This window comes from Variovorax sp. AC103 (assembly GCF_979254005.1).
In genome coordinates this window covers 124,074-150,275 of sequence record NZ_CEEDFC010000004.1, presented here as the reverse complement: position 1 = coordinate 150,275, position 26,202 = coordinate 124,074, and the positions used below count along the sequence as shown (strand labels likewise).

21 protein-coding genes are annotated in these 26,202 nt (G+C 66.3%); 9 read left to right on the top strand and 12 right to left on the bottom strand.

All coding sequences use genetic code 11. The annotated features are described in order from the left end of the window. Window positions 1-128: 128 nt before the first annotated feature. From AC0IYU_RS07335 to AC0IYU_RS07325, 3 genes are read right to left on the bottom strand one after another with little or no spacing between them, the layout of a single operon-like run. Window positions 129-2,165, bottom strand: a complete 2,037-nt coding sequence (locus AC0IYU_RS07335; RefSeq protein ID WP_472114677.1) for a propionate--CoA ligase — start codon at window positions 2,163-2,165, stop codon at window positions 129-131. A gap of 12 nt (window positions 2,166-2,177) precedes the next feature. Continuing rightward, entirely contained in the window at window positions 2,178-2,783 is a 606-nt protein-coding gene (locus AC0IYU_RS07330) for an isochorismatase family protein (protein ID WP_435484036.1), read from the bottom strand. A 34-nt stretch (window positions 2,784-2,817) separates the two neighbouring features. Further along, complete coding sequence (locus AC0IYU_RS07325; RefSeq protein WP_472114674.1) at window positions 2,818-3,468, bottom strand: TetR/AcrR family transcriptional regulator; 651 nt, start codon at window positions 3,466-3,468, stop codon at window positions 2,818-2,820. Between the two features lie 112 nt (window positions 3,469-3,580). Here AC0IYU_RS07325 and AC0IYU_RS07320 point away from each other — a divergent pair, with 112 nt between their 5' ends. Together AC0IYU_RS07320 and AC0IYU_RS07315 are read left to right on the top strand one after the other, a co-directional pair. Further along, entirely contained in the window at window positions 3,581-5,203 is a 1,623-nt protein-coding gene (locus AC0IYU_RS07320; RefSeq protein WP_472114671.1) for a 4-hydroxyphenylacetate 3-hydroxylase family protein, read from the top strand. 9 nt (window positions 5,204-5,212) lie between these two features. After that, window positions 5,213-6,007 (top strand): alpha/beta fold hydrolase, encoded by a 795-nt coding sequence (locus AC0IYU_RS07315; protein ID WP_472114669.1) that lies wholly within the window; start codon window positions 5,213-5,215, stop codon window positions 6,005-6,007. An 18-nt stretch (window positions 6,008-6,025) separates the two neighbouring features. Here AC0IYU_RS07315 and AC0IYU_RS07310 read toward each other — a convergent pair whose 3' ends face one another. Beyond that, window positions 6,026-7,156: a PQQ-dependent sugar dehydrogenase gene (locus tag AC0IYU_RS07310; RefSeq protein ID WP_472114666.1), complete on the bottom strand. Its 1,131-nt coding sequence runs from the start codon at window positions 7,154-7,156 to the stop codon at window positions 6,026-6,028. A 241-nt stretch (window positions 7,157-7,397) separates the two neighbouring features. Here AC0IYU_RS07310 and AC0IYU_RS07305 point away from each other — a divergent pair, with 241 nt between their 5' ends. Then, window positions 7,398-7,973, top strand: a complete 576-nt coding sequence (locus tag AC0IYU_RS07305) for a C40 family peptidase (protein ID WP_435438589.1) — start codon at window positions 7,398-7,400, stop codon at window positions 7,971-7,973. An 89-nt stretch (window positions 7,974-8,062) separates the two neighbouring features. Here the strand turns inward: AC0IYU_RS07305 and lpdA are convergent, their stop codons facing one another. From lpdA to aceE, 4 genes are read right to left on the bottom strand one after another with little or no spacing between them, the layout of a single operon-like run. Further along, a complete protein-coding gene (lpdA, locus tag AC0IYU_RS07300; RefSeq protein ID WP_472114664.1) occupies window positions 8,063-9,892 on the bottom strand; it encodes a dihydrolipoyl dehydrogenase in 1,830 nt (609 codons plus the stop codon). After that, on the bottom strand, window positions 9,889-10,482 hold the full coding sequence (locus AC0IYU_RS07295; RefSeq protein ID WP_472114661.1) for an MFS transporter: 594 nt from the start codon (window positions 10,480-10,482) through the stop codon (window positions 9,889-9,891). The genes lpdA and AC0IYU_RS07295 overlap by 4 nt, the downstream gene beginning before the upstream one ends. Beyond that, window positions 10,479-12,158 carry a dihydrolipoyllysine-residue acetyltransferase gene (aceF, locus tag AC0IYU_RS07290; RefSeq protein ID WP_472114659.1) on the bottom strand — a complete coding sequence of 560 codons (1,680 nt, stop codon included), beginning with the start codon at window positions 12,156-12,158 and terminating at the stop codon, window positions 10,479-10,481. Before aceF ends, AC0IYU_RS07295 begins: the two co-directional genes overlap by 4 nt. 49 nt (window positions 12,159-12,207) lie before the next feature. Then, window positions 12,208-14,922, bottom strand: coding sequence for a pyruvate dehydrogenase (acetyl-transferring), homodimeric type (aceE, locus tag AC0IYU_RS07285; RefSeq protein ID WP_472114656.1), 2,715 nt, complete (start codon window positions 14,920-14,922; stop codon window positions 12,208-12,210). Between the two features lie 218 nt (window positions 14,923-15,140). Here aceE and AC0IYU_RS07280 point away from each other — a divergent pair, with 218 nt between their 5' ends. The 5 genes from AC0IYU_RS07280 to AC0IYU_RS07260 all read left to right on the top strand — a co-directional run bounded on the left by AC0IYU_RS07280 (window position 15,141) and on the right by AC0IYU_RS07260 (window position 21,985). Then, window positions 15,141-17,681, top strand: a complete 2,541-nt coding sequence (locus AC0IYU_RS07280) for a PAS domain-containing sensor histidine kinase (RefSeq protein WP_435438584.1) — start codon at window positions 15,141-15,143, stop codon at window positions 17,679-17,681. Continuing rightward, window positions 17,678-18,310, top strand: a complete 633-nt coding sequence (locus AC0IYU_RS07275; RefSeq protein WP_012747279.1) for a response regulator transcription factor — start codon at window positions 17,678-17,680, stop codon at window positions 18,308-18,310. The genes AC0IYU_RS07280 and AC0IYU_RS07275 overlap by 4 nt, the downstream gene beginning before the upstream one ends. A 76-nt stretch (window positions 18,311-18,386) precedes the next feature. Next, window positions 18,387-19,238 (top strand): bifunctional methylenetetrahydrofolate dehydrogenase/methenyltetrahydrofolate cyclohydrolase FolD, encoded by an 852-nt coding sequence (gene folD, locus AC0IYU_RS07270; RefSeq protein WP_435438583.1) that lies wholly within the window; start codon window positions 18,387-18,389, stop codon window positions 19,236-19,238. Window positions 19,239-19,243: 5 nt separating this feature from the next. Next, window positions 19,244-21,301, top strand: coding sequence for a M3 family metallopeptidase (locus AC0IYU_RS07265; RefSeq protein ID WP_472114653.1), 2,058 nt, complete (start codon window positions 19,244-19,246; stop codon window positions 21,299-21,301). 30 nt (window positions 21,302-21,331) lie between these two features. Continuing rightward, window positions 21,332-21,985: a glutaredoxin family protein gene (locus tag AC0IYU_RS07260; RefSeq protein WP_472114650.1), complete on the top strand. Its 654-nt coding sequence runs from the start codon at window positions 21,332-21,334 to the stop codon at window positions 21,983-21,985. Between the two features lie 34 nt (window positions 21,986-22,019). On the opposite strand, the gene rpiA is transcribed toward AC0IYU_RS07260, so the two are convergent. After that, window positions 22,020-22,730, bottom strand: coding sequence for a ribose-5-phosphate isomerase RpiA (gene rpiA, locus AC0IYU_RS07255; protein ID WP_435484047.1), 711 nt, complete (start codon window positions 22,728-22,730; stop codon window positions 22,020-22,022). 40 nt (window positions 22,731-22,770) lie between these two features. On the opposite strand from rpiA, the gene AC0IYU_RS07250 reads away from it, so the two are divergent. Further along, window positions 22,771-23,847, top strand: coding sequence for a quinone-dependent dihydroorotate dehydrogenase (locus AC0IYU_RS07250; protein WP_472114646.1), 1,077 nt, complete (start codon window positions 22,771-22,773; stop codon window positions 23,845-23,847). Window positions 23,848-23,869: 22 nt separating this feature from the next. Here AC0IYU_RS07250 and AC0IYU_RS07245 read toward each other — a convergent pair whose 3' ends face one another. The 3 genes from AC0IYU_RS07245 to AC0IYU_RS07235 all read right to left on the bottom strand — a co-directional run bounded on the left by AC0IYU_RS07245 (window position 23,870) and on the right by AC0IYU_RS07235 (window position 26,183). Then, the gene (locus tag AC0IYU_RS07245) at window positions 23,870-24,604 is read right to left on the bottom strand and encodes a phage holin family protein (RefSeq protein WP_472114644.1); all 735 of its coding nucleotides are present in this window, start codon (window positions 24,602-24,604) and stop codon (window positions 23,870-23,872) included. A gap of 48 nt (window positions 24,605-24,652) precedes the next feature. After that, a complete protein-coding gene (locus tag AC0IYU_RS07240; protein WP_007828200.1) occupies window positions 24,653-24,949 on the bottom strand; it encodes a glycine zipper domain-containing protein in 297 nt (98 codons plus the stop codon). Between the two features lie 130 nt (window positions 24,950-25,079). After that, window positions 25,080-26,183 (bottom strand): NAD(P)/FAD-dependent oxidoreductase, encoded by a 1,104-nt coding sequence (locus AC0IYU_RS07235; RefSeq protein ID WP_472114642.1) that lies wholly within the window; start codon window positions 26,181-26,183, stop codon window positions 25,080-25,082. Window positions 26,184-26,202: the final 19 nt, after the last annotated feature.

Genomic DNA, 26,202 nt, shown 5'->3' with positions numbered 1-26,202 from the left:
TTCCGCGACACGGCTGAACCGATTGGCGGATGCGACTGTGGCTGGGGAAGGGCCTGAGTACCTTGGCATTGTGCCACGTCAACCATATGACGCCCCGCAGGGGGCCTGCAAGCCCCTTGCGGGCTAACTCAGGGAGAAGAAAGTAACTCTTTGATCTGCTGCAGCGTCGCGGGGTCGTCGATGGTGGTCAGGTCGCCGGGGTCGCGCTGCTCGCACACGGCCTGGATGGCGCGGCGCAGCAGCTTGCCGCTGCGGGTCTTGGGCAGGCCGGTGACGAAGCGCACGCGCGCCGGCCGCGCCAGAGCGCCGAGCTGGTCGGCCACCCGTTTCATGATCTCGCCTTCGAGCTTGAGCGCAGCCTGCGCATCGGTCACCGCCAGGCCGTCCTTGGGGACGACGAAGGCCATCGCCACCTGTCCCTTCAGCGCATCGGCCACCCCGACCACCGCCACCTCGGCCACGTTGGCATGGCCCGAGACGCTCTCCTCGATCTCGCGCGTGCCCAGGCGATGGCCCGCCACGTTGATCACGTCGTCGGTGCGGCCCAGGATGTAGAAATAGCCGTCCGCATCGCGAATTCCCCAGTCGAAGGTCGAATAGACCATCTTGCCGGGCACGCTCTTCCAGTAGGTATTGATGAAGCGCGCGTCGTCCTTCCACACCGTCTGCATGAAGCCGGGCGGCGTCGGGCCTTCGACCACGACCACGCCCTTCTCGTTGGCGCCGGTCAGCTCCTCGCCGGTCGACTCGTGCAGGATCTTGATGCGGTAGCCGTACATCGGCACGCCCGGGCTGCCGAACTTGCTGGCCTTGGGCTCGACGCCGTTGGCGATGGTGATCATCGGCCAGCCCGATTCGGTCTGCCAGTAGTTGTCGATGATCGGAACGCCCAGGCCCTCGCTGATCCAGCGCGCGGTGGGCTCGTCGAGCGGCTCTCCTGCCAGGAACAGCGCGCGCAGGCTCGACAGGTCGTACTTCTTCAGCAGCCCCGGATCTTGTTTCTTGAGCACGCGCACCGCCGTGGGCGCGCTGAACATCACCGTCACCTTGTATTTCTCGACCATGCGCCACCAGATGCCGCCGTCCGGCTGCCGGTCGATGCCCTGCGTGGGCAGGCCCTCGTACATGATCGTCGCCATGCCCGCGATCAGCGGGCCGTAGACGATGTAGCTGTGGCCCACGACCCAGCCGATGTCGCTGGTCGAGAAATAGGTTTCGCCGGGCCGGCCGTCGAAGATGTGCCTCATGCTCGCGGCCAGCGCCACGGCGTAGCCACCCACGTCGCGCTGCACGCCCTTGGGCTTGCCGGTGGTGCCGCTGGTGTAGATGGTGTAGCTGATGTCGGTCGACGCCAGCCAGGCGCAAGGCACCTCGGCATTCAAGTGTTTTTGCCGCATCACGCTCGCCAGATGGTCACGTCCTGCTACCAGACTCATAGCAGCCAGGCCGCGGTCGGCGAGCAGCACCGCCGAGGGCTTGTGCGTGGACAGCCGGATCGCCTCGTCGAGCAGCGGCTTGTACGCAATGACCTTGCCGCCGCGCGAGCCCGCGTCGGCGCTCACGATCACCTTGGGTTCGGCGTCTTCGATGCGCGTGGCCAGCGAGCCGCTGGCGAAACCGCCGAACACCACGCAATGCACCGCGCCGATGCGCGCGCAGGCCAGCATGGCGAAGGCGGCCTCGGGAATCATCGGCATGTAGATGAGCACGCGGTCGCCCTTGCCCACGCCCAGCTCGATGAGGCTGGCCGCGGTGCGCTGCACCTCGGCGTGCAGTTCGGTGAAGCTGTAGCTCTTCTCGACCCCCGTCTCGGTCGAAACGAAGATCAGCGCGGGCTGGTCGCCCCGCGTCGACAGATGCCGGTCGACCGCGTTGTGGCACAGGTTGGTCTTGCCGCCCACGAACCAGCGCGCGAACGGCGGGTTGCTGGCGTCGAGGATCTGTTGCGCGGGCGCATGCCAGTCGATCAGCTTCGCCTGCTCGGCCCAGAAGGCCTCGGGCGCGTCGACGGACTGTCGATGGAATTCTTCGTAGCGGCTCATCGGGACTTGTCTCCTGTTGTTCGTTCTGCCTTGGCATGCACCGCCAAAACTGAATTCATAATTATGGAGACCGATCTTGCAGCAAGCTGACGGCCGGAACAACCGGGTTCCGCCTCCTGCCACGCCGCCTTCGGCTCAGCGGATGAGCGCCTGCAGCTCATGGAATGCCGGGTGTTCGGCGGTGCGCAGCCATTCGAAACCGACCATCTCGGTGGTCACCAGCTCGGCACCGGCACCGGCCAGCCGGTCGAAAGCGGCGTCGCGGTTGCGCTCGGTGCGCGAGCTGCAGGCGTCGGTGACGACCCAGACATCGAACTCGTCTTCCAGCAGGTCGAGCGCGGTCTGCAGCAGGCAGACATGGGCTTCGCAACCGGCGATCACGATGGTGTTGCGCTCTTCGGCCGCGGCCTGCGGCTTCTGCAGATGCTTGGGCAGGCTGCGGGCATTGCCCTGCGGCGCAGCCTTGGCCGGCGCGCGCAGCCATTCGCCGAGCCCCTCTTCCACGCCGCTGAAATGCATCTTGGCCAGCGTTTTCCTGCACAGCGCGCGGATGTCCGGCAGGTTCTCGCCCAGCTTGGACGGGTTCTGCTCGGTGCCCCACACCGGCACCTCGACCAGTTGCGCCAGCTTGCCGAGGCGCACCGCATTCTTCGCAACGGCCTCGTTCTCGAAGACAGCAGGCATCAGCCGCGCCTGGTAGTCGATCAGCACGAGTTGGGATTGCGAAGCGTCGAGCAGCATGAACAGGTTCTTTCTTGGGGGAATTCGGATGGGGCTAAACCGTACCACCGAAAACACCGCCTGCGCCCGCCGCGCCGCCGATGCGCTCGACGAGTTGCGCCACATAGGTCTTGAACAGCGCGTCGGCCGACTGCCTGAACATGCGGATGCGGCCCGTGTGCTGCATCAGCAGCAGGCCGACACCGTGCGCGAACAGCGAGGTGTTTTCCTGCAAGGCGACGTCGGCCGCCAGCCCCATCGCCCGCAGCGCGTCTTCGCAGGGGCGCAGCGCCTGATGCAGATGGTCGTTCAGTTCGTGGTCGAGTTCGCTGGTCAGCCCGCGCGGCCGCATGCCCTGCACCAGGTAGAAGCCGAGGTCGAGCTCGCGCGGGTTCGCCGCGTAGAAGTCGAACCAGGCCTGGGCCTGGGCGGCGAGCGTCAGGTCGGGGCGGCCCTCGGCCTGCGGCGCGTCGGCCACGGCGGTTTGCAGCCGCTGGATGGATTCGTCGAGCAGGGCCGCGTAGATCGCTTCCTTGCTGTCGAAATACGAGTAGATCGCGCCCGGCGTGTAGCCGGCCTTGCGGGCAATTTCGCGCACGCTCGCGCCTTCGATGCCGGCGTCCAGGAACACGGCGCGGGCGGCGTCGAGCACGAGCGCGCGGCGGACGTCGGTGAGCGCCTGTCGGCGCTGGAGCTTGGCTTGCATCGGCGGGACTATAGCCCCGTGACCCAGCGCCCCACGGTTTTTTTGAGCATTGATCGAAAAATTGAACAGTGTTCAAATTCGTGACCAGAACACGAACCTCGGAGACAACACGATGAATGCCCCGCTTCCCGCCGCCGCCCTCATGTCCGGCGCCGACTACCGCGAATCGCTGCGCCGCTACCGCCCCACGGTGTTCGTGGACGGCCGCCGCGTCGACTGCGTGGCCGACGAGCCCGCATTCCAGCCCGGCATCAATGCCATCGCCCTTACCTACGACCACGCGCTCAAGCCGCAGTACGAGACGCTGATGACCGCCGTGCAGCACACCAGCGGCAAGCGGGTCAACCGGCTGTCCCACATCAACACCAGCTCGGGCGACCTGCTCAACAAGCTCGAGGCCGTGCGGCTGGTCTGCCAGGAAACCGGCTGCGCCCAGCGCTACCTGACGCACGATGCGCTCAACGCCATCGCGCAGGTGTCGGCGCGCATCGACGACGCGCGCGGCAGCACCGAGCACACCGCGCGCTTCCATGAGTACCTGCACCGCGTGCAGGACCAGGACCTGACGCTGGGCGTGGCCATGACCGACGCCAAGGGCGACCGCAGCCGCCGGCCGCACGAGCAGGCCAACGTCGACAGCTACCTGCACGTGGTCGAGCGCAACGCGCGCGGCATCGTGATCTCGGGCACCAAGGCCATCGTGACCGGCGCGCCCTATGTGCACGAACTGCTGGTCATGCCCTGCCGCAACATGGGCCGCGAAGACGCCGATTTCGCCGTGTGCTGCGCCGTGCCGCTCGATGCACCGGGCCTCACGATCGTGGCGCGGCCGGCCGGGCGGCCCGGAGAGAAGCTCGAGCACGGCGACGCCCTCTTCAGCCGCAAATACGGCCAGAGCACGGGCGTGTGCATGTTCGACCGGGTGTTCGTGCCGTGGGACCAGGTGTTCTATGCGGGTGAATGGGAGCATTCGGGCCACCTGACCTACAGCTACGCCACCCATCACCGCCATAGCTGCATCGGCGCCCGCGCGGGTTTCGGCGACCTGCTGATCGGCGCCGGTGCGCTGATGTGCGAGGCCAATGGCTTCGACCCGGGCAAGGAGAGCCACCTGCGCGAGCAGATGGTCGAGCTCATCACCATCACCGAGAGCTTCTTCGCCTGCGGCGTGGCGGCCAGCGTGTACGGCAAGGCCGACGAACACTGCGAGGTGTTCATGCCCGACCCGGTGTTCAGCAACATCGGCAAGCTGCTGCTGGCCACCAGGATCTACGACATGCACCGCATCGCGCACTACGTGAGCGGCGGCCTGATCGTCACCCTGCCCGGCCCGGACGAAGACCACAACCCCGAGACGGCCGCCCGCCTGTCCGACGTGCTGCGCGCCAACCCCGCCATTCCGTACGAACAGCGCATCGAGACCGCCCGCTTCATCGAAGACCTCACGGCCGGCTACCAGGGCGGCTGGTACAGCGTGATCAGCCTGCACGGCGGCGGCTCGCCGGCGGCCATGAAGCAGGAGATCTGGCGCAACTATCCCGTCGGCTCGAAGGTGGAACTGGTCGAACGCATCCTCGAGCGCGGCATCGCCGCCGACGGCTCGCCCGCCGCCGCGCCGCACGACCCGGGCCGCGCCATCACCCGCAACCGCCAGCCGGGCAAGTGCTGCGACACGGGCTGCACGACACCGGGGCAACCGGTCATGGTCGACCTGCCAATATCGTTGCGCACCTAGACTGCGCGCATGAAGTTCTTTTCAAAGCGGTTGTGCCTGGCGGCACTGGGCCTGGGCGCGGCGCTCCTGGTCGCGGCGTGCGGCGGCATGCGCGAGGCCACCGTGCCGCTGGCGACCTCGCTCGACAAGAGCAGCTGCACGCGCAATGCCGACACGCTGCTGGTGATGCTCCCCGGCCTGTACTCGGCACCCGACGAGTTCGAGCGCGAAGGCTTCGTGCGCGCCGTGCGCGACAACCGCATCGCCGCGGACGTGATGCTGGTCGATGCGCACATCGGCTACTACAACAACAAGACCATCCTCGATCGCCTGAACGCGGACGTGGTCGCACCGGCACGCAGCCAGGGCTATAGGCACATCTGGTTCGTCGGCATTTCGCTGGGCGGCTTCGGCGGCCTGCTCTATGCGCAGACGCACCCCGGCGAACTGGCCGGCCTGGTGACGCTTGCGCCGTACCTGGGGGAACGCGCGCTGGTCACGGACATCGCCAACGCAGGCGGCCTTGCGAAGTGGAACGGCCCGCTGGTCGACGCGTCGGCCGCCAACCCGCGCACACCGAGCGAAACCCAGCTGTGGCAATGGCTGCGCGGCTACGCGGGCTACACGCGGACCGCAGGCGCGCGCCCGCCGCTCTATCTGGGCTACGGCGAGGACGACCGCTTCGTCTTCAGCCACCGCCTGCTGGCCGCGGCCTTGCCGCCGGAGCGCGTCTTCACCACCGAAGGCGGCCATGACTGGCCGCAGTGGACGCGCCTGTGGCAGCGCATGCTGCCGACCTTGCCGCTGCCGGGCTGCCCCGGTTGAAGCGCAGACGGCTGCGGCTCAGTTCGGCTTCAGGCGCAGCAGCTTGCCGTCGGCTTCGTCGGTGAGCACATAGAGCAGCCCGTCCGGGCCCTGCTTGACGTCGCGAATGCGGGCCCGGCCGTCGGCCAGCAGCTTGTGCTCGGCCACCACCTTGCCGTCCTTGAGTTCGATGCGGTCGAGGTAGCCGAACTTGAGCGAGCCGACGAACAGGTTGTCCTTCCAGGCGGCGCCGTAGCGGTTGCTGGTCAGGAACGCCATGCCGGACGGTGCAATCGACGGCACCCAGTAGTGCAGCGGCTGCTCCATGCCGTCCCTGGCCGTGATGCCGTCGCCGATCTTGCCGCCGCCGTAGTTCTCGCCATAGGTGATCACCGGCCAGCCGTGGTTGCGCCCAGCCTGCGGCATGTTGATTTCGTCGCCGCCCTGCGGGCCGTGCTCCGTCATCCAGAAGCGGCCATCGGGTGCGAGCGTGGCGCCCTGCCCGTTGCGGTGGCCGTAGCTCCAGATCTCGGGCAGCGCACCCGCCTTGCCGACGAAGGGGTTGTCCTTGGGCACCGTGCCGTCCTTGGCGATGCGCACGACCTTGCCCAGGTGGTTGTCGAGCTTCTGCGCGTCTTCCTTGCGGCTGAAGCGGTCGCCCAGCGTGAGGAACAGCGTGCCGTCGCGCGCCTCGACGATGCGGCAGCCGAAGTGCGCGCTGCTCGCCACCTTGGGTTGCTGGCTGAAGATGACTTTCAGCGCTTCGAGCTTGGTGCCGTCGGCCGAGAGGTCGGCGCGTGCCAGCGCGGTGCTGTTGGCCGCGCCGCTGGCAGCCGGCTCGGAGAAGCAGAAGTACAGCGTGCGGTTCTTCTCGAAACCGGAGTCGGCCAGCACGTCGAGCAAGCCGCCCTGCCCACTGGCGGCGATGCGCGGCAGGCCGGCGACGGGCGCGCCCACCTTGCCATCCGCCGCGATCAGGCGCAGGCGGCCCGGTTTCTCGGTGACCATGAAGCGGCCACCCGGCAAAAAGGTGACGCCCCACGGGTTTTCCAGACCCGACGCAACGGTTTCCGGCACCGGCTGCGCCAAGGCGATGCTGCAGAAACCGGTTCCCAGGAGCACCGCCAAGGCGCCTGAAGGGCGAAAAAACGGCCGGATTCGAAAGTTCATGGTTTTTCCTGGGAGTTGATGCGATCTTGACGAAAGATAGCCACTCGATCCAGGCAAAACTCGAATCCACCTGCTGCAAGAAAGCCCACTGGCGGTCAACCACTTATGGTCAATAAACGTTCGTCGTTACATCTTTTCTTGGGCCGCAGCGAAAAATTCAATGTAAATCAATGACTTACATAACTCTTCACTCATTCTTTTTAAATTGACATAACCGCGCGTCATCAATATCCTACGCGCCATGCGTTTTTTCGTCCTACCCGCGTCTCTCCTCTTTGCCGTCGCTGTCCATGCAGCCCCTCAACAGGATAAAACCGACGACGAGCTGGCACGAATGCTGGCCGACAAGGGCCTGATCGGGCAGCTCAAGCAGGTTCGCCAGACGGTCACGGAGCGCACCTCCGACCTGGTCGTCACGGCCATCGGTTTCCTCGGCGTTCCGTACCGCCGCGGTGGCAACACCGCCGAATCGGGCTTCGACTGCAGCGGCTTCGTTCGCGCCATGTACAACCAGACGGTCGGCCACATGCTCCCCCGCCGCGCCGAAGAGCAAGCCGCCGCCACCGAGAAGATCGACGCCAGCCAGCTCAAGCCCGGCGACCTCGTGTTCTTCAACACCATGCGTCGCGCCTTCAGCCATGTCGGCATCTACGTCGGCGAAGGCAAGTTCATTCACTCCCCCCGCTCCGGCGCCCAGGTTCGTGTGGAAGACATGAACGGCAGCTACTGGCAACGCCGCTTCGACGGCGCCCGCCGCGTGCTCGGCGGACCGGCAGACGAAGTGAAGGCCGCAGCCCTGGCCCGCACCGGCGACTGAGCCCTCCGGATCCGCCGGATCCCGGACGAAAAAAATCCCGCCGCAGCGGGATTTTTTTATGGGCGCCCGGTCAGCGCCCCCAAAGGAAATCAGCTCTTCTTCGCCGGCGGCAGGTCCGTGCAGGTGCCGTGCGCCACTTCCGCCGCCATGCCGATGCTTTCGCCCAGCGTCGGATGCGGGTGGATGGTCTTGCCGATGTCGATCTCGTCCGCGCCCATCTCGATGGCCAGCGCGATCTCGCCGATCATGTCGCCCGCATGCGTGCCGACAATGCCGCCGCCCAGGATACGGTGCGTCTCCGCATCGAACAGCAGCTTGGTGAAGCCCTCGTCGCGCCCGTTGGCGATGGCACGGCCCGACGCCGTCCACGGGAAGTGGCCCTTCTTGACCTTGATGCCTTCGGCCTTGGCCTGGTCTTCCGTGAGGCCCACCCACGCCACCTCGGGGTCGGTGTAGGCCACGCTGGGGATCACGCGGGCGTTGAATGCGGCGCTGGACAGCTCCTTGTCGCCCTTCTGTTCACCGGCAATCACCTCCGCCGCCACGTGGGCCTCGTGCACCGCCTTGTGCGCCAGCATGGGCTGGCCCACGATGTCGCCGATGGCGAAGATGTGCGGCACGTTGGTGCGCATCTGGATGTCGACCGGAATGAAGCCGCGGTCGCTCACCGTCACGCCGGCCTTCTCGGCGCCGATCTTCTTGCCGTTGGGGCTCCGGCCCACGGCCTGCAGCACCAGGTCGTACACCTGGGGTTCCTTGGGCGCGTTCTCGCCTTCGAAGGTGACCTTGATGCCCTCCTTCGTGGCCTCGGCGCCCACCGTCTTGGTCTTCAACATGATGTTGTCGAAGCGCGGCGCGTTCATCTTCTGCCAGACCTTCACCAGGTCGCGGTCGGCGCCCTGCATCAGGCCGTCGAGCATCTCGACCACGTCCAGGCGCGCGCCCAGCGTGGAATACACCGTGCCCATTTCGAGACCGATGATGCCGCCGCCCAGGATCAGCATGCGCTTGGGGTCGGTGCCCATCTCCAGCGCGCCGGTCGAGTCGACCACGCGCGGGTCTTTCGGCATGAAGGGCAGGCTCACGGCCTGCGAACCGGCCGCGATGATGGCGTTGCGGAACTTCACCGTCTGCTTCTTGCCGGTCGTGTCCCAGCTGGTGCCGGTGCTTTCCTCGACTTCGAGGTGGTACGGATCGATGAAGTTGCCCACGCCGCGCAGCACCGTCACCTTGCGCATCTTGGCCATGGCCGTGAGGCCGCCGGTGAGCTTGCCCACCACCTTGTTCTTGTGGCCGAGCAGCTTGGCGCGATCGACCGTGGGCGCGGCGAAGCTCACGCCGAGGTCGGCGAAATGCTTCACCTCGTCCATGACGGAGGCCACGTGCAACAGCGCCTTCGACGGGATGCAGCCGACGTTCAGGCACACGCCGCCCAGGGTGGCGTAACGCTCGATCAGCACGACCTTCAGGCCCAGGTCGGCCGCGCGGAAGGCGGCCGAGTAGCCGCCGGGGCCGGCACCGATCACGACCACGTCGCACTCGACATCGACCTTGCCGCCGTAGGTGGAAGCCACGGGTGCGGCGGACGGTGCCGGTGCGGGCGCAGCAGCCTTGGGCGCGGGCGCTGCTGCGGCCGGTGCAGGCGCGGGGGCAGCGGACGCGGGCGCGGCTGCCCCGGCACCGTTCACTTCCAGCGTCAGCACGACCGAGCCTTGCTTGACCTTGTCGCCCACCTTCACCGCAATGGCCTTCACCACGCCGGCGGCGGAGGACGGAATTTCCATCGAGGCCTTGTCCGATTCGACCGTGATCAGCGACTGCTCGGCCTTGACCGTGTCGCCCACATTGACCAGCACCTCGATCACCGCGACTTCGTCGAAGTCGCCGATGTCGGGTACCTTGATTTGTTGTTCGCTCATTTGGACACTTTCAGTTTGAGTGTGAGAACGTCGACCGGTGGGGCCGAATTGCGATCGAATTCGCAGGCGGCGGCAATGCCTGCCTCCGCCACGTCGCGCGACGAGCGCGACTTGATGTCATAGGCCGCGTGCATGGCGCCGAGCGCAAAGCTGCGTCCCGAGCCGATGGCCCAGAACTGCTTGAACTCGAACACCTCGCGGTAGCTGTAGATGCCGTAGATGCCGCTCTGGTTGGCCATCAGCATCGTGAACTGGCTCGACTCGTAGGGCTCGTGCTCGTCCTCCTTGGTCTGCATGAAGAACGAATCTTTCAGCACCGCATGCAAGCGCGTGAAGGTGCGAAAGATCTCGTGCTTGCTGCCGAACAGCAACTGCTCGCGCGGTTGCGCGGCCAGCGCATGCTGCAGCACCAGGAAGTGCGCGGCGGCGCCGGCCACGGCGAACAGGCTATGGCCCGCCGCGTCCTCGACGGTGAAGATCTTCTGGTTCGCCTCGGCGCGGTGCGAGAGCCGCGTGTCGCCGAAGGTCACCAGAGAATCGGCTGCCATCGTGACCTGGCCGCCTTTGCGGACGGCCACTACGGTGGTCATAGGAGGATTCGACGGTAGTCCGCGAGGACCTGGCCCAGGTAGGCGTTGAAACGCGCAGCCAGGGCGCCGTCGATCACGCGGTGGTCGTACGACAGCGACATCGGCAGCGTGAGGCGCGGCACGAACTGTTTACCGTCCCACACCGGCTTCATCTGGCCCTTGGAGAGGCCGAGGATGGCCACTTCGGGGGCGTTGATGATGGGCGTGAAGTGCGTGCCGCCGATGCCGCCGAGCGAGCTGATCGAGAAGCAGCCGCCCTGCATGTCGCCCGAGCCGAGCTTGCCGTCGCGCGCCTTCTTGGCGAGTTCGCCCATCTCCTGGCTGATCTGCAGGATGCCCTTCTTGTCGGCATCCTTCAGCACCGGCACCACGAGGCCGTTGGGCGTGTCGGCCGCGAAGCCGATGTTGTAGTACTGCTTGTAGACGAGCTGGTCGCCGTCCAGGCTGGTGTTGAACTCGGGGAATTTCTTCAGCGCCGAAACCACCGCCTTGATGACGAAGGCGAGCATCGTGACCTTCACGCCCGACTTCTCGTTCTCCTTGTTGGTGGAGACGCGGAAGGCCTCGAGCTCGGTGATGTCGGCTTCGTCGTTGTTGGTGACGTGCGGAATCATCACCCAGTTGCGGTGCAGGTTCGCTCCGCTGAGCTTCTTGATGCGCGACAGGTCCTTGCGCTCGACCGTGCCGAACTTCGTGAAGTCGACCTTGGGCCAGGGAATGAGGCCCAGCGCGGCGCCATCGCCGCCACCACCGGCCGATGCCTTGGCGGCGGAAGCCTTGGTGCTGGCCTGGCCGCTCATCACGGCCTTGGTGAAGCTCTGGACGTCGTCCTGCGTGATGCGGCCCTTCGGGCCGGAACCCTTGACCTCGTCGAGCGGCACGCCGAGTTCGCGGGCGAACTTGCGCACCGACGGCGAGGCATGCGGCAGCTTGCCGCTGGGCGTCGTGGTCGGGTCGTGCGATGCGGCAGCAGCAACCGGGCTCGCGGCGGGTGCCGGCGAAGCGGCGGCAGGTGCGGGGGCACTGGCCGTTGCGGCAGCCGGTGCGGCCGCCGCAGCCTGTGCGGGCGCGGGTGCGGCGGCGCTGGCTGCACCTTCGAGCACGGCAATCAGGTCGCCGATGTTGACGGTGTCGCCCACCTTGACCTTGAGCTCCTTGAGCACACCGGCGCCCGATGACGGGATTTCCATCGAGGCCTTGTCCGATTCCACCGTGATGAGCGACTGCTCGGCCTTGACCGTGTCGCCGACCTTCACGAGCAGTTCGACGACCGCGACGTCCTTGAAGTCGCCGATGTCGGGCACCTTGATCTCGATCGGGCCCGAGGCAGCAGGCGCCGCGGCCGGCGCAGGTGCAGCTGCGGCCGGTGCGGGCGCGGCGGCTGCAGGAGCCGCTGCAGGGGCCGGTGCGGCAGCGGGCGCTGCAGCAGCTCCCGCCTCTTCAGCCTCGAGCACCAGCACCACCGAGCCCTGCTTGACCTTGCCGCCGACCTCGACCTTGATTTCCTTGACGACACCGGCCGTCGACGAGGGAATCTCCATCGAGGCCTTGTCCGATTCCACCGTGATGAGCGACTGCTCGGCCTTGACCGTGTCACCCACCTTCACGAGCACCTCGATCACCGCGACTTCATCGAAATCGCCGATGTCCGGCACCTTTACTTCCACTGCTGCCATATCGTTGTCTCCCGCCGTAAGGCGCCGTTCGTTCGTTGGTTGTTGATGTTCAAGCGTAGAGCGGGTTGACCTTGTCGACATTGATGCCGTACTTCTTGATCGCTTCCACCACCTTGGCCACCGGCACGGTGCCGTCTTCGCTCAGCGCCTTGAGCGCGGCCACCACGATGTAGTGGCGGTTGATCTCGAAGTGCTCGCGCAGCTTGTTGCGGAAGTCGCTGCGGCCGAAGCCGTCGGTGCCCAGCACCTTGTAGGTACGGCCCTTCGGGATGAACGGACGGATCTGCTCGGCGTAGGCCTTCATGTAGTCGGTCGATGCCACCACCGGGCCGCTCGAAGCTGCGAGTTGTTCTGCCACGAAAGGCACGCGCGGCGTCTGGTCGGGGTGCAGCAGGTTCCAGCGGTCGGCGTCCTGGCCGTCGCGCGTGAGCTCGTTGAAGCTCGGGCAGCTCCACACCGAAGCCGACACGCCCCACTCCTTCTCGAGCAGCTCCTGCGCAGCGAAGCTTTCGCGCAGGATGGTGCCGCTGCCCAGCAGTTGCACGGTCGGCGCCTTGGCCTTCAGTGCGGGGCCCTGCTTGGCCAGGTACATGCCCTTGATGATCTGCTCTTCGGTGCCGGGCTGCAGGCCGGGCATCGGGTAGTTCTCGTTGAGCAGCGTGATGTAGTAGTAGACGTTGTCCTGCTTCTCGACCATGCGCTTCAGGCCATGGTGCAGGATGACGCCCACTTCGTGCGCGAAGGTCGGGTCGTAGCTCACGCAGTTCGGGATGGTGTTGGCCAGGATGTGGCTGTGACCGTCTTCGTGCTGCAGGCCTTCGCCGTTGAGCGTGGTGCGCCCCGAGGTGCCGCCCAGCAGGAAACCGCGGGCCTGCATGTCGCCGGCCGCCCAGGCGAGGTCGCCGATGCGCTGGAAGCCGAACATCGAGTAGTACACGTAGAACGGCACCATGATGCGGTTGTTTGTGCTGTACGAGGTGGCCGCCGCGATCCAGCTCGACATGCCGCCGGCTTCGTTGATGCCTTCCTGCAGGATCTGGCCGGCCTTGTCTTCCTTGTAGTACATGACCTGGTCCTTGTCGACCGGGGTGTACTGCTGGCCGTGCGGGTTGTAGATGCCGATCTGGCGGAACAACCCTTCCATGCCGAAGGTGCGGGCTTCATCCACCAGGATAGGCACCACGCGCGGGCCCAGGGCCTTGTCGCGCAGCAGTTGCGTCAGGAAGCGCACGTAGGCCTGCGTGGTCGAGATTTCGCGGCCCTCGGCCGTGGGCTCCATCACCGACTTGAAGATGTCCAGCGACGGCACCGTGAACGCCTCGTCGGCCTTGGTGCGGCGGTGCGGCAGGTAGCCGCCGAGGGCCTTGCGGCGCTCGTGCAGGTACTTCATTTCCGGCGTGTCGTCGGCCGGCTTGTAGAACGGCAGCTCGGCGATCTTGCTGTCCGGAATCGGGATGTTGAAGCGGTCGCGAAAGGCCATGATGTCCTCGTCGCTGAGCTTCTTGGTCTGGTGGACGTTGTTCTTGCCCTCGCCGATCTTGCCCATACCGAAGCCCTTGACGGTCTTCACGAGCAGCACCGTGGGCTGGCCCTTGTGGTTGTGGGCGGCGTGGAAGGCGGCATACACCTTCTGCGAATCGTGGCCGCCGCGCTGCAGGCTCCACACCTCGTCGTCGGTCATGTGCTCGACCATCTTCAGCGTGCGCGGATCGCGGCCGAAGAAGTTCTTGCGCACGTAGGCACCGTCGTTGGCCTTGAACGACTGGTAGTCGCCGTCGTTGCACTCCATCATGATCTTGCGCAGCGCGCCGTCATGGTCCTTTGCGAGCAGCGCGTCCCAGCCCTTGCCCCAGATCAGCTTGATGACGTTCCAGTTGGCGCCGCGGAATTCGCCTTCGAGTTCCTGGATGATCTTGCCGTTGCCGCGCACCGGGCCGTCCAGGCGCTGCAGGTTGCAGTTGATGACGAAGACCAGGTTGTCGAGGTTCTCGCGCGCCGCCAGGCCGATGGCGCCCAGCGATTCGACTTCGTCCATTTCACCGTCGCCGCAGAACACCCAGACCTTGCGGTTCTCGGTGTTGGCGATGCCGCGCGCGTGCAGGTACTTGAGAAAGCGCGCCTGGTAGATGGCCATGAGCGGGCCCAGGCCCATCGACACCGTGGGGAACTGCCAGAACTCCGGCATCAGCTTGGGATGCGGGTAGCTCGACAGGCCCTTGCCGTCCACTTCCTGGCGGAAGTTGAGCAGTTGCTCTTCGGAAAGACGGCCCTCGAGATAGGCGCGGGCGTAGATGCCGGGCGACACGTGGCCCTGGATGTACAGCAGGTCGCCGCCGTGGTTCTCGCTCTCGGCATGCCAGAAATGGTTGAAGCCGGCGCCGAACATGCTCGCCAGCGATGCAAAGGAGCCGATGTGGCCGCCCAGGTCGCCGCCTTCGGCTGGGTGGTGGCGGTTGGCCTTGACCACCATCGCCATGGCGTTCCAGCGCATGTAGGCGCGCAGGCGCTGTTCGATCTCGAGGTTGCCGGGGCTGCGGGCTTCCAGGCCGGGCTCGATGGTGTTCACGTAGCCGGTGTTCGCGGAGAACGGCAGGTCGACGCTGTTCTGCCGGGCATGTTCGAGCAGCTGCTCGAGAAGGAAGTGGGCCCGCTCGGGGCCTTCGCTCTGGATGACGGAGGACAGTGCATCCATCCATTCACGGGTCTCCTGGGCGTCCGCGTCGTTCGCGGCCGAGCCGAACAGGTTCTCTGGATTTGCCGACATGCTTGTCTCTCCTTTTAGGGCTGTGGCGGTAATTTAGTGCGCTATGCGAGCAGCGCGGCGGAGTTTCTCATAGAAACATCGAGATTTCAAATAGTGCGTATTGATTTCTTAATGTGATATTTCGACGATTTACAGCCGCCAGAAGGCAACCATACGGGAGCCCATGGCACCGCCGCTTTCCCCATCGTTTCCGAGGGGGCTTCACCTAAACTCGGCCCATGCCTTTTTCCTCTCCGCTGGCGGTTGCCCGCAGTGCCGTGAACGCGTCGCCCCTGTCCTGGTGGCGCAAGTGGTGGCGCCGGCAGACGCCGGTGCTGCAGGACGCCGTCGCCATGCTGGCGCCGATGGCGGCCGTGCTTCTTTTTCTGGCCGCCATCGTCTCGGCCTTCTGGTACCTGCGCACCGAGGAGGTCGAGCGCGAGCAGGAGTCGGTGCGCCGCGACGTCGAATATGCGCAGCAGCGCATGCGCCTGCGCCTGCTGGAACGCCAGGAGCAACTGATGCGCATCGCGCGCGATGCCTCCAACCGCGAGATCGACCCCATCGAGTTCACCAGCCGGGCCGAGTCGCTGGTCAGCCAGTTCCCCGAACTGCAGACCATCACCTGGATCGACGACCGACGCCGCTTCAAGGCGGGCTATGCAGCGCCCAGCGTTCACCCGGCGCAGCAGCACCTGATCGGCGACGTGCTGCGCCCCGGCGACATCGAGAGCAACTACGCGCTGGCGCGCGAGCTGCGCCAGCCGGTGTATTCGCAGCCCGTGGCCGGCGGCGAGCCGGCGGCCATGCTGCAACTGCACATTCCCCTTTTCGACCAAGGCCTGTTCGCGGGCGTGGTGCTCGGCGAGTTCTCGGTCGACGGCCTGCTGCGCTACGGCATGCCGTCCGAAGTGCAGGCGCGCTACGCGGTGTCGCTGCTCGACGCCAAGGGCCATGTGATCGCCGGCAACACCGCCAACCTGAAGAACAGCGGCACCCGCCTGCTGCCCTGGACCGAGCGCACCAACGAGTACGAAGTGCCGGTGTCGCCAGTGGGCAATGCACTCGTGCTGCGCGCCCAGGCCTACCGCACCTCGCAGGGCGTGGTGGGCAACGGCCTGTTCTGGCTGGTGTGCGCGCTCAGCGTGCTCACGAGCTGGATGCTGATCGGCACCTGGCGCCACACGCGCCGCCGCCTGCAGGCCCAGCAACGGCTGGTGGCAGAGACCAACTTCCGCCGCGCGATGGAAAACTCCATGCTCACCGGCATGCGCGTGCTCGACCTGCAAGGCCGCATCACCTATGTGAACGCCGCTTTCTGCGCCATGACGGGCTGGAGCGAGGAAGAACTGGTCGGCCAGTCGCCGCCCTTCCCCTACTGGCTCGAATCCGACCGCGAAGTGATGAACGAGCGGCTGGAAGAAGAACTGCACGGCCGCGCCCTGCCCGGCGGCTTCCAGGTGCGCGTGAAGCGCAAGAACGGCAGCGTGTTCAACGCGCGGCTCTATGTGTCGCCGCTGATCGACGCGCGCGGCCACCAGACCGGCTGGATGACGTCGATGACCGACATCACCGAGCCCACGCGCATCCGCGAGCAACTGTCGGCCTCGTACGAACGCTTCACCACCGTGCTCGAGGCGCTGGACGCGGCCGTGTCGGTGGCGCCCATCGGCAGCGAGGAACTGTTGTTCGCCAACAAGCTGTACCGCCTGTGGTTCGGCTCGGACACCGTGGGCCACCTCGGCATGGTCGCGCAGGCGGGCGTGCCGGCCTCGAACGCGCACGACGAGGGCCTGGACGACGTCGACCCCTACGCGGGCCTTCCCATCGACACGCTCACCGCCGCGCAGGCCGCGAACAACGAGATCTTCGTGCCGCACCTGGGCAAGTGGCTCGAAGTGCGCTCGCGCTACCTGACCTGGGTCGACGGCCGGCTGGCACAGCTCGTCATCGCCACCGACATCACGCCGCGCCGCGACGCCGAGGAACAGGCGGCCGCGCAGGCCGACAAGGCCCAGTCGGCGAGCCGCCTCATCACGATGGGCGAAATGGCGTCCAGCGTGGCGCACGAGCTCAACCAGCCGCTGACCGCCATCACCAACTACTGCAACGGGATGATGTCGCGCATCAAGGGGCAGACGATCGACACCGAGGCGCTGCTGGCCGCGCTCGAGAAGACGTCGAAGCAGGCGCAGCGCGCGGGGCAGATCATCCAGCGCATCCGCTCGTTCGTGAAGCGCAGCGAGCCCAACCGCACGCCGGCCGACGTGGCCACCATGGTGAGCGAGGCGGTCGAACTCGCCGGCATCGAGCTGCGGCGGCGCAACGTGCGCCTGAACCACTACGTGGCCGCGCGCCTGCCGGTGGTGCGGGTCGACCCGATCCTCATCGAACAGGTGATGGTCAACCTGCTGAAGAACGCGGCCGAATCCATCGACATTGCCGATCGGCCGCTGGCGCGCCGCAGCGTCGAGCTGCGGGTGCTGCCCAAGGTCATCGAGGGCCACAACGCCATCGAGTTCTCGGTGCAGGACACCGGCAAGGGCCTGGCGCCGGAAGTGATGGACCGGCTTTACGAGGCCTTCTTCTCCACCAAACCCGAAGGCATGGGCATCGGGCTGAACCTCTGCCGCACCATCGTCGAGTCGCACCGCGGCCGGATGCAGGCGGAGAACATCTACAATGGTCCGGATGTGATCGGATGCCGTTTTTCCTTCTGGATTCCGGTGTTGGACGCTATCAGTTCCGTAGCTAGCGACGAGACAAAGGTACCTGCATGAGTTTGATTCCGAAGAAGGGCACGGTCTATGTTGTCGACGACGACGAAGCCGTACGCGATTCGCTGCAATGGCTGCTCGAAGGCAAGGACTACAGAGTCCGCTGTTTCGATTCCGCCGAATCCTTTCTCTCCCGATACGACCCGCGCGAAGTCGCCTGTCTGATCGTCGACATCCGCATGGCCGGCATGACCGGCCTCGAACTGCAGGATCGACTGATCGAGCGGCGCTCCCCGTTGCCCATCGTGGTCATCACCGGGCACGGCGACGTGCCGATGGCGGTCGACAGCATGAAGAAGGGCGCAATGGATTTCATCCAGAAGCCCTTCAACGACGAGGAACTCGTCACGCTGGTCGAGCGCATGCTCGAACATGCGCGCGGCGCCTTCACGCAGCACCAGCAGTCGGCCAGCCGCGACGCGCTGCTGTCCAAGCTCACCGGACGCGAGGCCCAGGTGCTCGAACGCATCGTCGCCGGCCGGCTGAACAAGCAGATCGCCGACGACTTGGGCATCAGCATCAAGACGGTCGAGGCGCACCGCGCCAACATCATGGAAAAGCTCAACGCCAACACCGTGGCCGATCTGCTCAAGATCGCCCTCGGACAGGCGGCACCAGCGGCCAAGGCCTAGCGGCTATCTCTTCGATAGCAATGAATGTCCACCACGCCTGCGCAAGCGGGCGTTTTTACTTGGAAAATCAGAACCGATGACTGCCCAACTGATCGACGGCAACGCCCTCGCCAAAACCATTCGCGCCGAAGTCGCCGGCCGCACCGCCGCGCTCAAGGCCCGAGGCGTGAACCCGGCTCTGTCCATCATCCTCGTGGGCGAAGACCCGGCCAGCCAGGTCTACACGAAGCACAAGGTCAACGACAGCGCCCAGACCGGCCTGCAGGCCACGCTCGAAACCTACCCCGCCGACCTGAGCGAAGCCGACCTGCTGGCGCGCATCCGCACGCTCAACGACGACCCGAAGGTGCACGGCATCCTGGTCCAGTTGCCCTTGCCCAAGCACATGGACAGCCAGAAGGTCATCGAGACGATTTCGCCCGCCAAGGACGTCGACGGCTTCCACGTCGCCAGCGCCGGCGCGCTGATGACCGGCGCCCCCGGTTTCTGGCCCTGCACGCCGCACGGCTGCATGAAGATGCTCGAATCCATCGGCTACGACCTGCGCGGCAAGCACGCCGTGGTCATCGGCCGCAGCAACATCGTCGGCAAGCCGATGGCCATGATGCTGCTCGCCAAGAGCGCCACCGTGACCATCTGCCACAGCGCCACGCAAGACCTGGGCGCCATCACGCGCCAGGCCGACGTGATCGTCGCCGCGGTGGGCAAGCTCAACCTGCTGACCGCCGACATGGTCAAGCCCGGCGCGGTGGTCATCGACGTGGGCATGAACCGCAAGGAAGACGGCAAGCTGGCCGGCGACGTCGATTTCGACGGCGTGAAGGAAGTGGCCGGCTGGATCACGCCCGTGCCGGGCGGCGTCGGCCCCATGACGCGCGCCATGCTGCTCGCCAACACCCTTGAAGCGGCCGAACGCGCCGCCAAGTAACTTTCATGGCCATGACGAACAACCCCCTCCTCGACTTCAACGATCTCCCGCTGTTCGACCGCATCCGGCCCGAGCATGTCGCTCCCGCCGTCGACGTTCTGCTGGCCGATGCCGAAACCGCGCTGCAGGCCGTGACGGCGCCCGAATTCCCGGCCGACTGGAATGCCATCTCGAAGCTGCTCGACGTGGCCTCCGAACGCTTCAGCCGCGCCTGGGGCGCCGTGGGCCACCTGAACGCCGTGGCCGACACGCCCGAGCTTCGCGCCGCCTACAACGAGGCCATGCCGCGCGTCACCGCCTTCTGGACGCGCCTGGGTTCGGACGAGCGGCTGTACGCCAAGTACAAGGCCATCGACGTTTCCACGCTCAACGCCGAGCAGCGCCAGGCGCATCGAAACGCGGTGCGCAACTTCGTGCTGGGCGGCGCCGAACTGCAGGGCGAGGCCAAGAAGCGCTTTGCCGACATCCAGGAGCGCCAGGCCGAGCTGAGCCAGAAGTTCAGCGAAAACGCCCTCGACGCGACCGATGCCTTTGCGTACTACGCGGCGTTCGGTGAACTCGAAGGCGTGCCCGAAGACGTGGTGAGCGCCGCGCGCTCGGCCGCCGAAGCCGATGGCAAGGATGGCTACAAGCTCACGCTCAAGATGCCGTGCTACCTGCCCGTGATGCAGTTCGCCAAGAGCAGCGCGCTGCGCGAAAAGCTCTACCGTGCGTACGTCACGCGTGCCAGCGAATTCGGCGACGCCGCCTTCGACAACACGGCGCTGATCACCGAGATCCTCGCGCTGCGCGAAGAAGAAGCGAAGCTGCTGGGCTACAACAATTTCGGCGAGCTGTCTGTCGTGCCGAAGATGGCCGAATCGCCCGAGCAGGTCGTGAAGTTCCTGCGCGACCTGGCCGTCAAGGCCAAGCCCTACGGCGAACGCGACCTGGCCGACCTGCGCGTCTTCGCGTCGGAGCAACTGAGCATCACCGACCCGCAGCCCTGGGACTGGAGCTACATCGGCGAGAAGCTCAAGGAAGCGCGATACGCTTTCAGCGAACAGGAGGTCAAGCAGTACTTCCCCGCGCCGAAGGTGATGGCGGGCCTGTTCAAGATCGTCGAGACGCTGTTCGAAGTGTCGATCCGCCGCGACAGCGCGCCGACCTGGCACCCGAGCGTCGAGTTCTATCGCATCGAACGCGCCGGGCAGAAAGTGGGCCAGTTCTACCTCGACCCCTCGGCCCGCGCCGCCAAGCGCGGCGGTGCCTGGATGGACGACGTTCGCGCCCGCTGGCTGCGCCCCGACACTGGCGTGCTGCAGACGCCCGTCGCGCAACTGGTGTGCAACTTCGCCAGCGGTGTCGACGGCAAGCCGCCGCTGCTCACGCACGACGACGTGACCACCCTCTTCCACGAGTTCGGCCACGGCCTGCACCACATGCTCACCCAGGTGAACGAGCGCGACGTCTCGGGCATCAGCGGCGTCGAGTGGGACGCGGTCGAGCTGCCGAGCCAGTTCATGGAAAACTTCTGCTGGGAATGGGATGTGCTCAAGCACATGACCGCCCATGTCGACTCCGGCGAGCCGCTGCCGCGCGCGCTGTTCGACAAGATGACGGCGGCCAAGAATTTCCAGAGCGGGCTGCAGACGCTGCGCCAGATCGAGTTCTCGCTGTTCGACATGCTGCTGCACACCGAGTACCACGCCTCGGCGGCCAAGACAGGCGACGTGATGGCGCTGCTGGGCGCGGTGCGCAGCGAAGTGGCCGTGATGCCTTCGCCCCCCTTCAGCCGCACGCCGAACACGTTCAGCCACATCTTCTCGGGCGGCTACGCGGCCGGCTACTACAGCTACAAATGGGCCGAGGTGCTGAGCGCCGACGCCTACGCGGCCTTCGAGGAAACCGTGGGCGCCGATGGCGAACCGAACATCGAGACCGGCCGCAAGTACCGCCAGGCCATCCTGGAGGCCGGCGGCAGCCGCAGCGCGATGGACTCGTTCAAGGCCTTCCGCGGCCGTGAGCCGCAGCTTGATGCGCTGCTGCGACACCAGGGCATGGCACAGGCCCAGCCCGCTTGATGCGGCGCTGAAGCTTGCGATACTCGGGCGATGCACACGATCCCTTACAAATTCTCACTGCATCGCCTGGGCGCGCGGACGGTAGGCGTCTGCCTCCTGCTCGTTGCCGCCGGCGCCACGGCGCAGTCGGTCTACCGCCAGGTCGACAAGAACGGCAAGGTCACTTTTTCGGACCGTGCCCCGACCGCGAGCACCGAGCCCGCCTCGGGACCGCAAGGCGCCGTGGGCACACCGGCCGGCGCGGGCCTGCCCTACGAGCTTCGCCAGGTGGCGCAGCGCTATCCGGTCGTCCTGTACACGAGCGACGAATGCGCTCCCTGCGGCGCGGCGCGCTCGATGCTCGTCACGCGCGGCATTCCCTTCGATGAACGCACCGTCAAGAGCAACGAGGATATCGAGGCGCTGCAGCGTCTGAGCAGCCAGAGCTCGCTGCCGCTGCTCACGATCGGATCGCAGCAACTCAAGGGCTATGGCGACGCCGAGTGGTCGCAGTACCTCGACGCAGCCGGCTACCCGAAGAGCAACAGCCTGCCTGCGGGCTACCGCAACGGACTGGCACGCCCGCTGGTCGCCCAACAGGCGACACCGGCGCCGCGTGCCGCCGCCGCACCTTCAGCACAACCCGCGCTGCCGCCCGCATCCAGCGAACCTGGCCCGAGCAACCCGGCCGGCATCAAGTTCTGAGCCTGGCCGCTGACGGCCCCGCCCGGGCGTCGGTTCAGGCGAATTCCAGGGTCTTCACGCCCGCCGAGGTGCCCAGCAGGCAGACATCGGCCTTCTGGTGCGCGAAGACGCCGACCGTCACCACGCCGGGCCACTGGCTCACTTCGGACTCGAAGGCCAGCGGCGCGGTGATCCGCAAACCCGTCACGTCGACGATGTGCTGCCCGTTGTCGGTGACCAGCGGCAGCCCGTCCTTCTCGCGCACCTGGGCGATGCCGCCCATGGCGGCGAACTGCCGCATCACGCGGCGCACAGCCATCGGGATCACTTCGACCGGCAACGGAAAGGCGCCCAGTGTCTCGACCAGCTTGGACGCATCGGCAATGCAGATGAACTTGCGCGACTGGGCAGCCACGACCTTCTCGCGCGTGAGCGCCGCCCCGCCGCCCTTCACCATGAAACCGCGGTGATCGATTTCGTCGGCTCCATCGATATAGACGGCCAGTTCTTCCACCTCGTTGCTGTCGAACACCGGAATGCCCAGCGCACGCAGGCGCTCGGTCGAGGCCACCGAGCTGGAAACGGCGCCCTTGATCTCGTCCTTGATGGTGGCCAGCGCGTCGATGAACTTGTTCACCGTGGAGCCGGTGCCGACGCCAACGATCTCGCCCTTGACCACATAGGCCAGCGCGGCGCGGCCGACCTGGGCCTTGAGTTCGTCCTGAGAAAGCGGGTTTGAAGGGGTTGCGGGGGCGGGTGCGGTCATCGCGGAGAATCCTTGGCTCATAGAAGTCCAGAATTATCCGATGCCCCTGCTGATGCCCTCCTCGCTTTACGGCCTCGCCCGCCCTTTCCTGTTCGGCTTCGACCCCGAGCATGCCCATGAAATCACGCTGGACGGGCTGGCGCGCACGCAGAACACGCCGCTGGCCTGCGCCTACTCGGCACCGCGCGTGAACGACCCCATCGAGCTCGCCGGGCTGACATTTCCGAACCGCGTGGGCCTGGCGGCCGGGCTCGACAAGAACGCCCGCTGCATCGATGCCTTTGCCGCCATGGGTTTCGGCTTTGTCGAAGTCGGCACCGTCACCCCGAAGGGCCAGCCAGGCAACCCCAAGCCACGCATGTTCCGGCTGCCGCAGCGCGACGCCCTCATCAACCGCCTGGGCTTCAACAACGACGGGCTCGACGCTTTCCTGGCCAATGTGCAGAAGGCGCGCTTTCGCAAGGGCGGCGGCAACAAGGCGCCGATGCTGCTGGGCCTCAACATCGGCAAGAACGCCGCCACGCCGATCGAGCGCGCGGTGGACGACTACCTCGCCTGCCTCGACGGCGTGTACCCGCACGCCGACTACGTGGCGATCAATATCTCGAGCCCGAACACCGCCAACCTGCGCTCACTGCAGAGCGACGAAGCGCTCGATGCGCTGCTCGGCGCGGTGGCCGAACGGCGCGAGGTGCTGGCCGCGCGGCACGACAAACGCGCGCCGCTGTTCGTGAAGATCGCGCCCGATCTGGACGAAGCCCAGGTGGCCGTGATTGCCGCCACGCTGAAGCGCCACGGCATGGACGGCGTGATTGCCACCAACACCACGCTGGCGCGCGATGCGGTGAAGGGCCTGCCGCATGCCGAGGAAGCGGGCGGCCTTTCGGGTGCGCCAGTGCGTGAATCGAGCAACCGCGTGATTTCGCAGCTTCGCGCGGCGCTGGGCGCGGGCTTTCCGATCATCGGGGTGGGCGGCATCCTGAGTGCGGCCGACGCCAGGGCCAAAATCGCCGCGGGTGCGGACGTGGTGCAGATCTACACCGGACTGATCTATCGCGGCCCGGGGCTGGTCCGCGAAGCCGCCCAAGCGCTGCTGCGCGATCGCAGCAAGGCCTGAGCTTTCGGCTTTTTCTTTTCGCTCAGCGCATGCGCCACAGCACGGGCGCAATGAACGCGGCCCAGCGCAACAGCCGCTTCGGCCGGATCACCACGACAGCGGCCGCGGCGACAACACCCGCGGCCACTGGGTGTGCGCGAGCGATGCGCAATGCTGCGGCACCGGCTGATTCATTCGACGGCGGCACTTCGCGCTCGCTCGCACCGCCTGCACCCTCCGCGGCGGCCGGCTGGGTTTCTCGCCCACCCTGCAAGGTCGCGATGCGCTGGCGCTGGCGCTCCATGCGCGCGAGCAGTTCTTCGCGCGTCGCAGGCCGTGCGGGACGCGGCGACTCTTCGTCCTGATCCGGGTCCTTGCCAAGGCCGAACTGGTCCTGGACCCAAGCCCAGTCGCGTTCGAACTCATGCCGCGCCGGCACGAAGCTGTTGGACGCGTTGCGCAGCGTCAGCAGCAGGCCGACAGCCGCTGCCAGCCACAGCACCACCCACACACCCGCGACCGACCAGGCGGCCGTGATGCGGTATGGGGTTTCCCAAAAATGAACGACCACCGCCACGGACAGCAAGGCCACCGTGACCGTGGTCAGCCCCAGCACGGCAACCACGAGGAGAAGCATCAGCTTGAGGCGCTGCTTCTCGTCCTCCCAGGCCATGCGCAGCAGTTGCACCCGGTCTTCGGCAGCCAGGGCGCCCTCGGCCGCGGCGATGCGCAACCGACGAATCCGGGCGTTCAGCCCGAACAGGGACAGCAGCCTCATGGGCTGGCTCCGGTCATCCCCGGCCGAAGGCTTCGGTGCGAGTTCAGGTCAGCGGCGGCCAAGCAACAGACCCACCAGCACGCCGACGGCCAGTGCGGCACCGGCGATCTGCCACGGTTCGTCGTGGGCGTAGGCGTTGGCGGAGTTGGCCGCTTCGCGGGCCTTCTTGGCGGCGAGCTTGCTCTTCTCTGCGGCGAGTTCGCGTGCGATGGCCAGCTTGGTGTCGATGCGCTGGCGCAGCGCCTTGATGTGGGGAACCGAATCCAGGTCCTTGCTTGCCAGCACGCCGCGCACGTCGCTTGCAATGTCTTCGGCTGCTGCTTCAAGATTTTGGGATGCACTCATTGGAATCTTTCCTCCGTGATGACACCGGCACCGCGCCGGCGGCTTCACGCCAGCAAATGGCGTGCTGTCATGTTACAGGCACAAAAGACCCTCGTGCGCGGCGGGCGCGCAGACTTTGACGCGCGTCGCGTCACGCATCCGCCAGCAGGCCGACGACATGGCGACCGATGGCCAGGCTGCTCGTGAGCCCGGGCGATTCGATGCCGAACAGATTGACCAGGCCCGGCACACCGTGCGATGCAGGCCCATCGATCACGAAGTCGGCGGCCGGCTCGCCCGGCCCGGAAATCTTGGGCCGCATGCCCGCATAGCCCGGGATCAAGGCACCGTCGGGCAGTGCGGGCCAGTACTTGCGTACCTCTGCGTAGAAGCCCTCGCCGCGGGCCGGGTCCACGACCAGGTCGTCAGCCGATTCGACCCACTGCACGTCGGGTCCGAACTTCGCCTGGTTTCCAAGGTCGAGCGTCAAATGCACGCCCAAGCCACCCGGTTCGGGTACCGGATACACCAGGCGGCTGAACGGCGCGCGCCCCGAGAGCGTGAAATAGTTGCCCTTGGCGAAATACGCCTTCGGCACCGAAGAAAGAGGCAGTCCTTCGAAACGCCGGGCCAGTGCCGGAGCCCCCAACCCGGCAGCGTTGACGACGCTGCGGCAACGCAGCGCCGTGCCGTCCTGCGCGACCAGGACGATGCCACTGTCGCTGCATTCGGCATGCAGCACCGGCGATTTCAGCGCCAGCATGCCGCCGGCGTTCTCGAGATCCCCGAGCAGGCTCAGCATCAAGGCGTGGCTGTCGACGATGCCGGTACTCGGAGAATGAAGCGCCGCCACGCAATGCAATTGCGGCTCCAACTGGATCGCCTGCTGCGCGGTCATCAGCTCGAGGTCGTCGACACCATTGGCGGCGGCTTTGGTTCGAATCGCATCGAGCTGAGCCGCCTGCTCCAGTGATGTGGCCACGATGAACTTGCCGCAGCGCCGGTGTGGCACGCCACGCTGCGCCGCATAGGCATAGAGCAGTTCCTTGCCTTCGACGCAAAGCCTGGCCTTCAGCGAGCCCTGCGGGTAATAGATGCCTGCATGAATGACCTCGCTGTTGCGCGAACTGGTTCCCGTGCCGATGGCACCTTCGGATTCCAGCACCAGCACCTCGCGGCCGGCTAGCGCCAGCGCGCGACCGACGGCCAAGCCCACAACCCCACCGCCGATGACGGCGCAATCAATTTCGTCCATCGAGCGAGCTTAGCGCGGC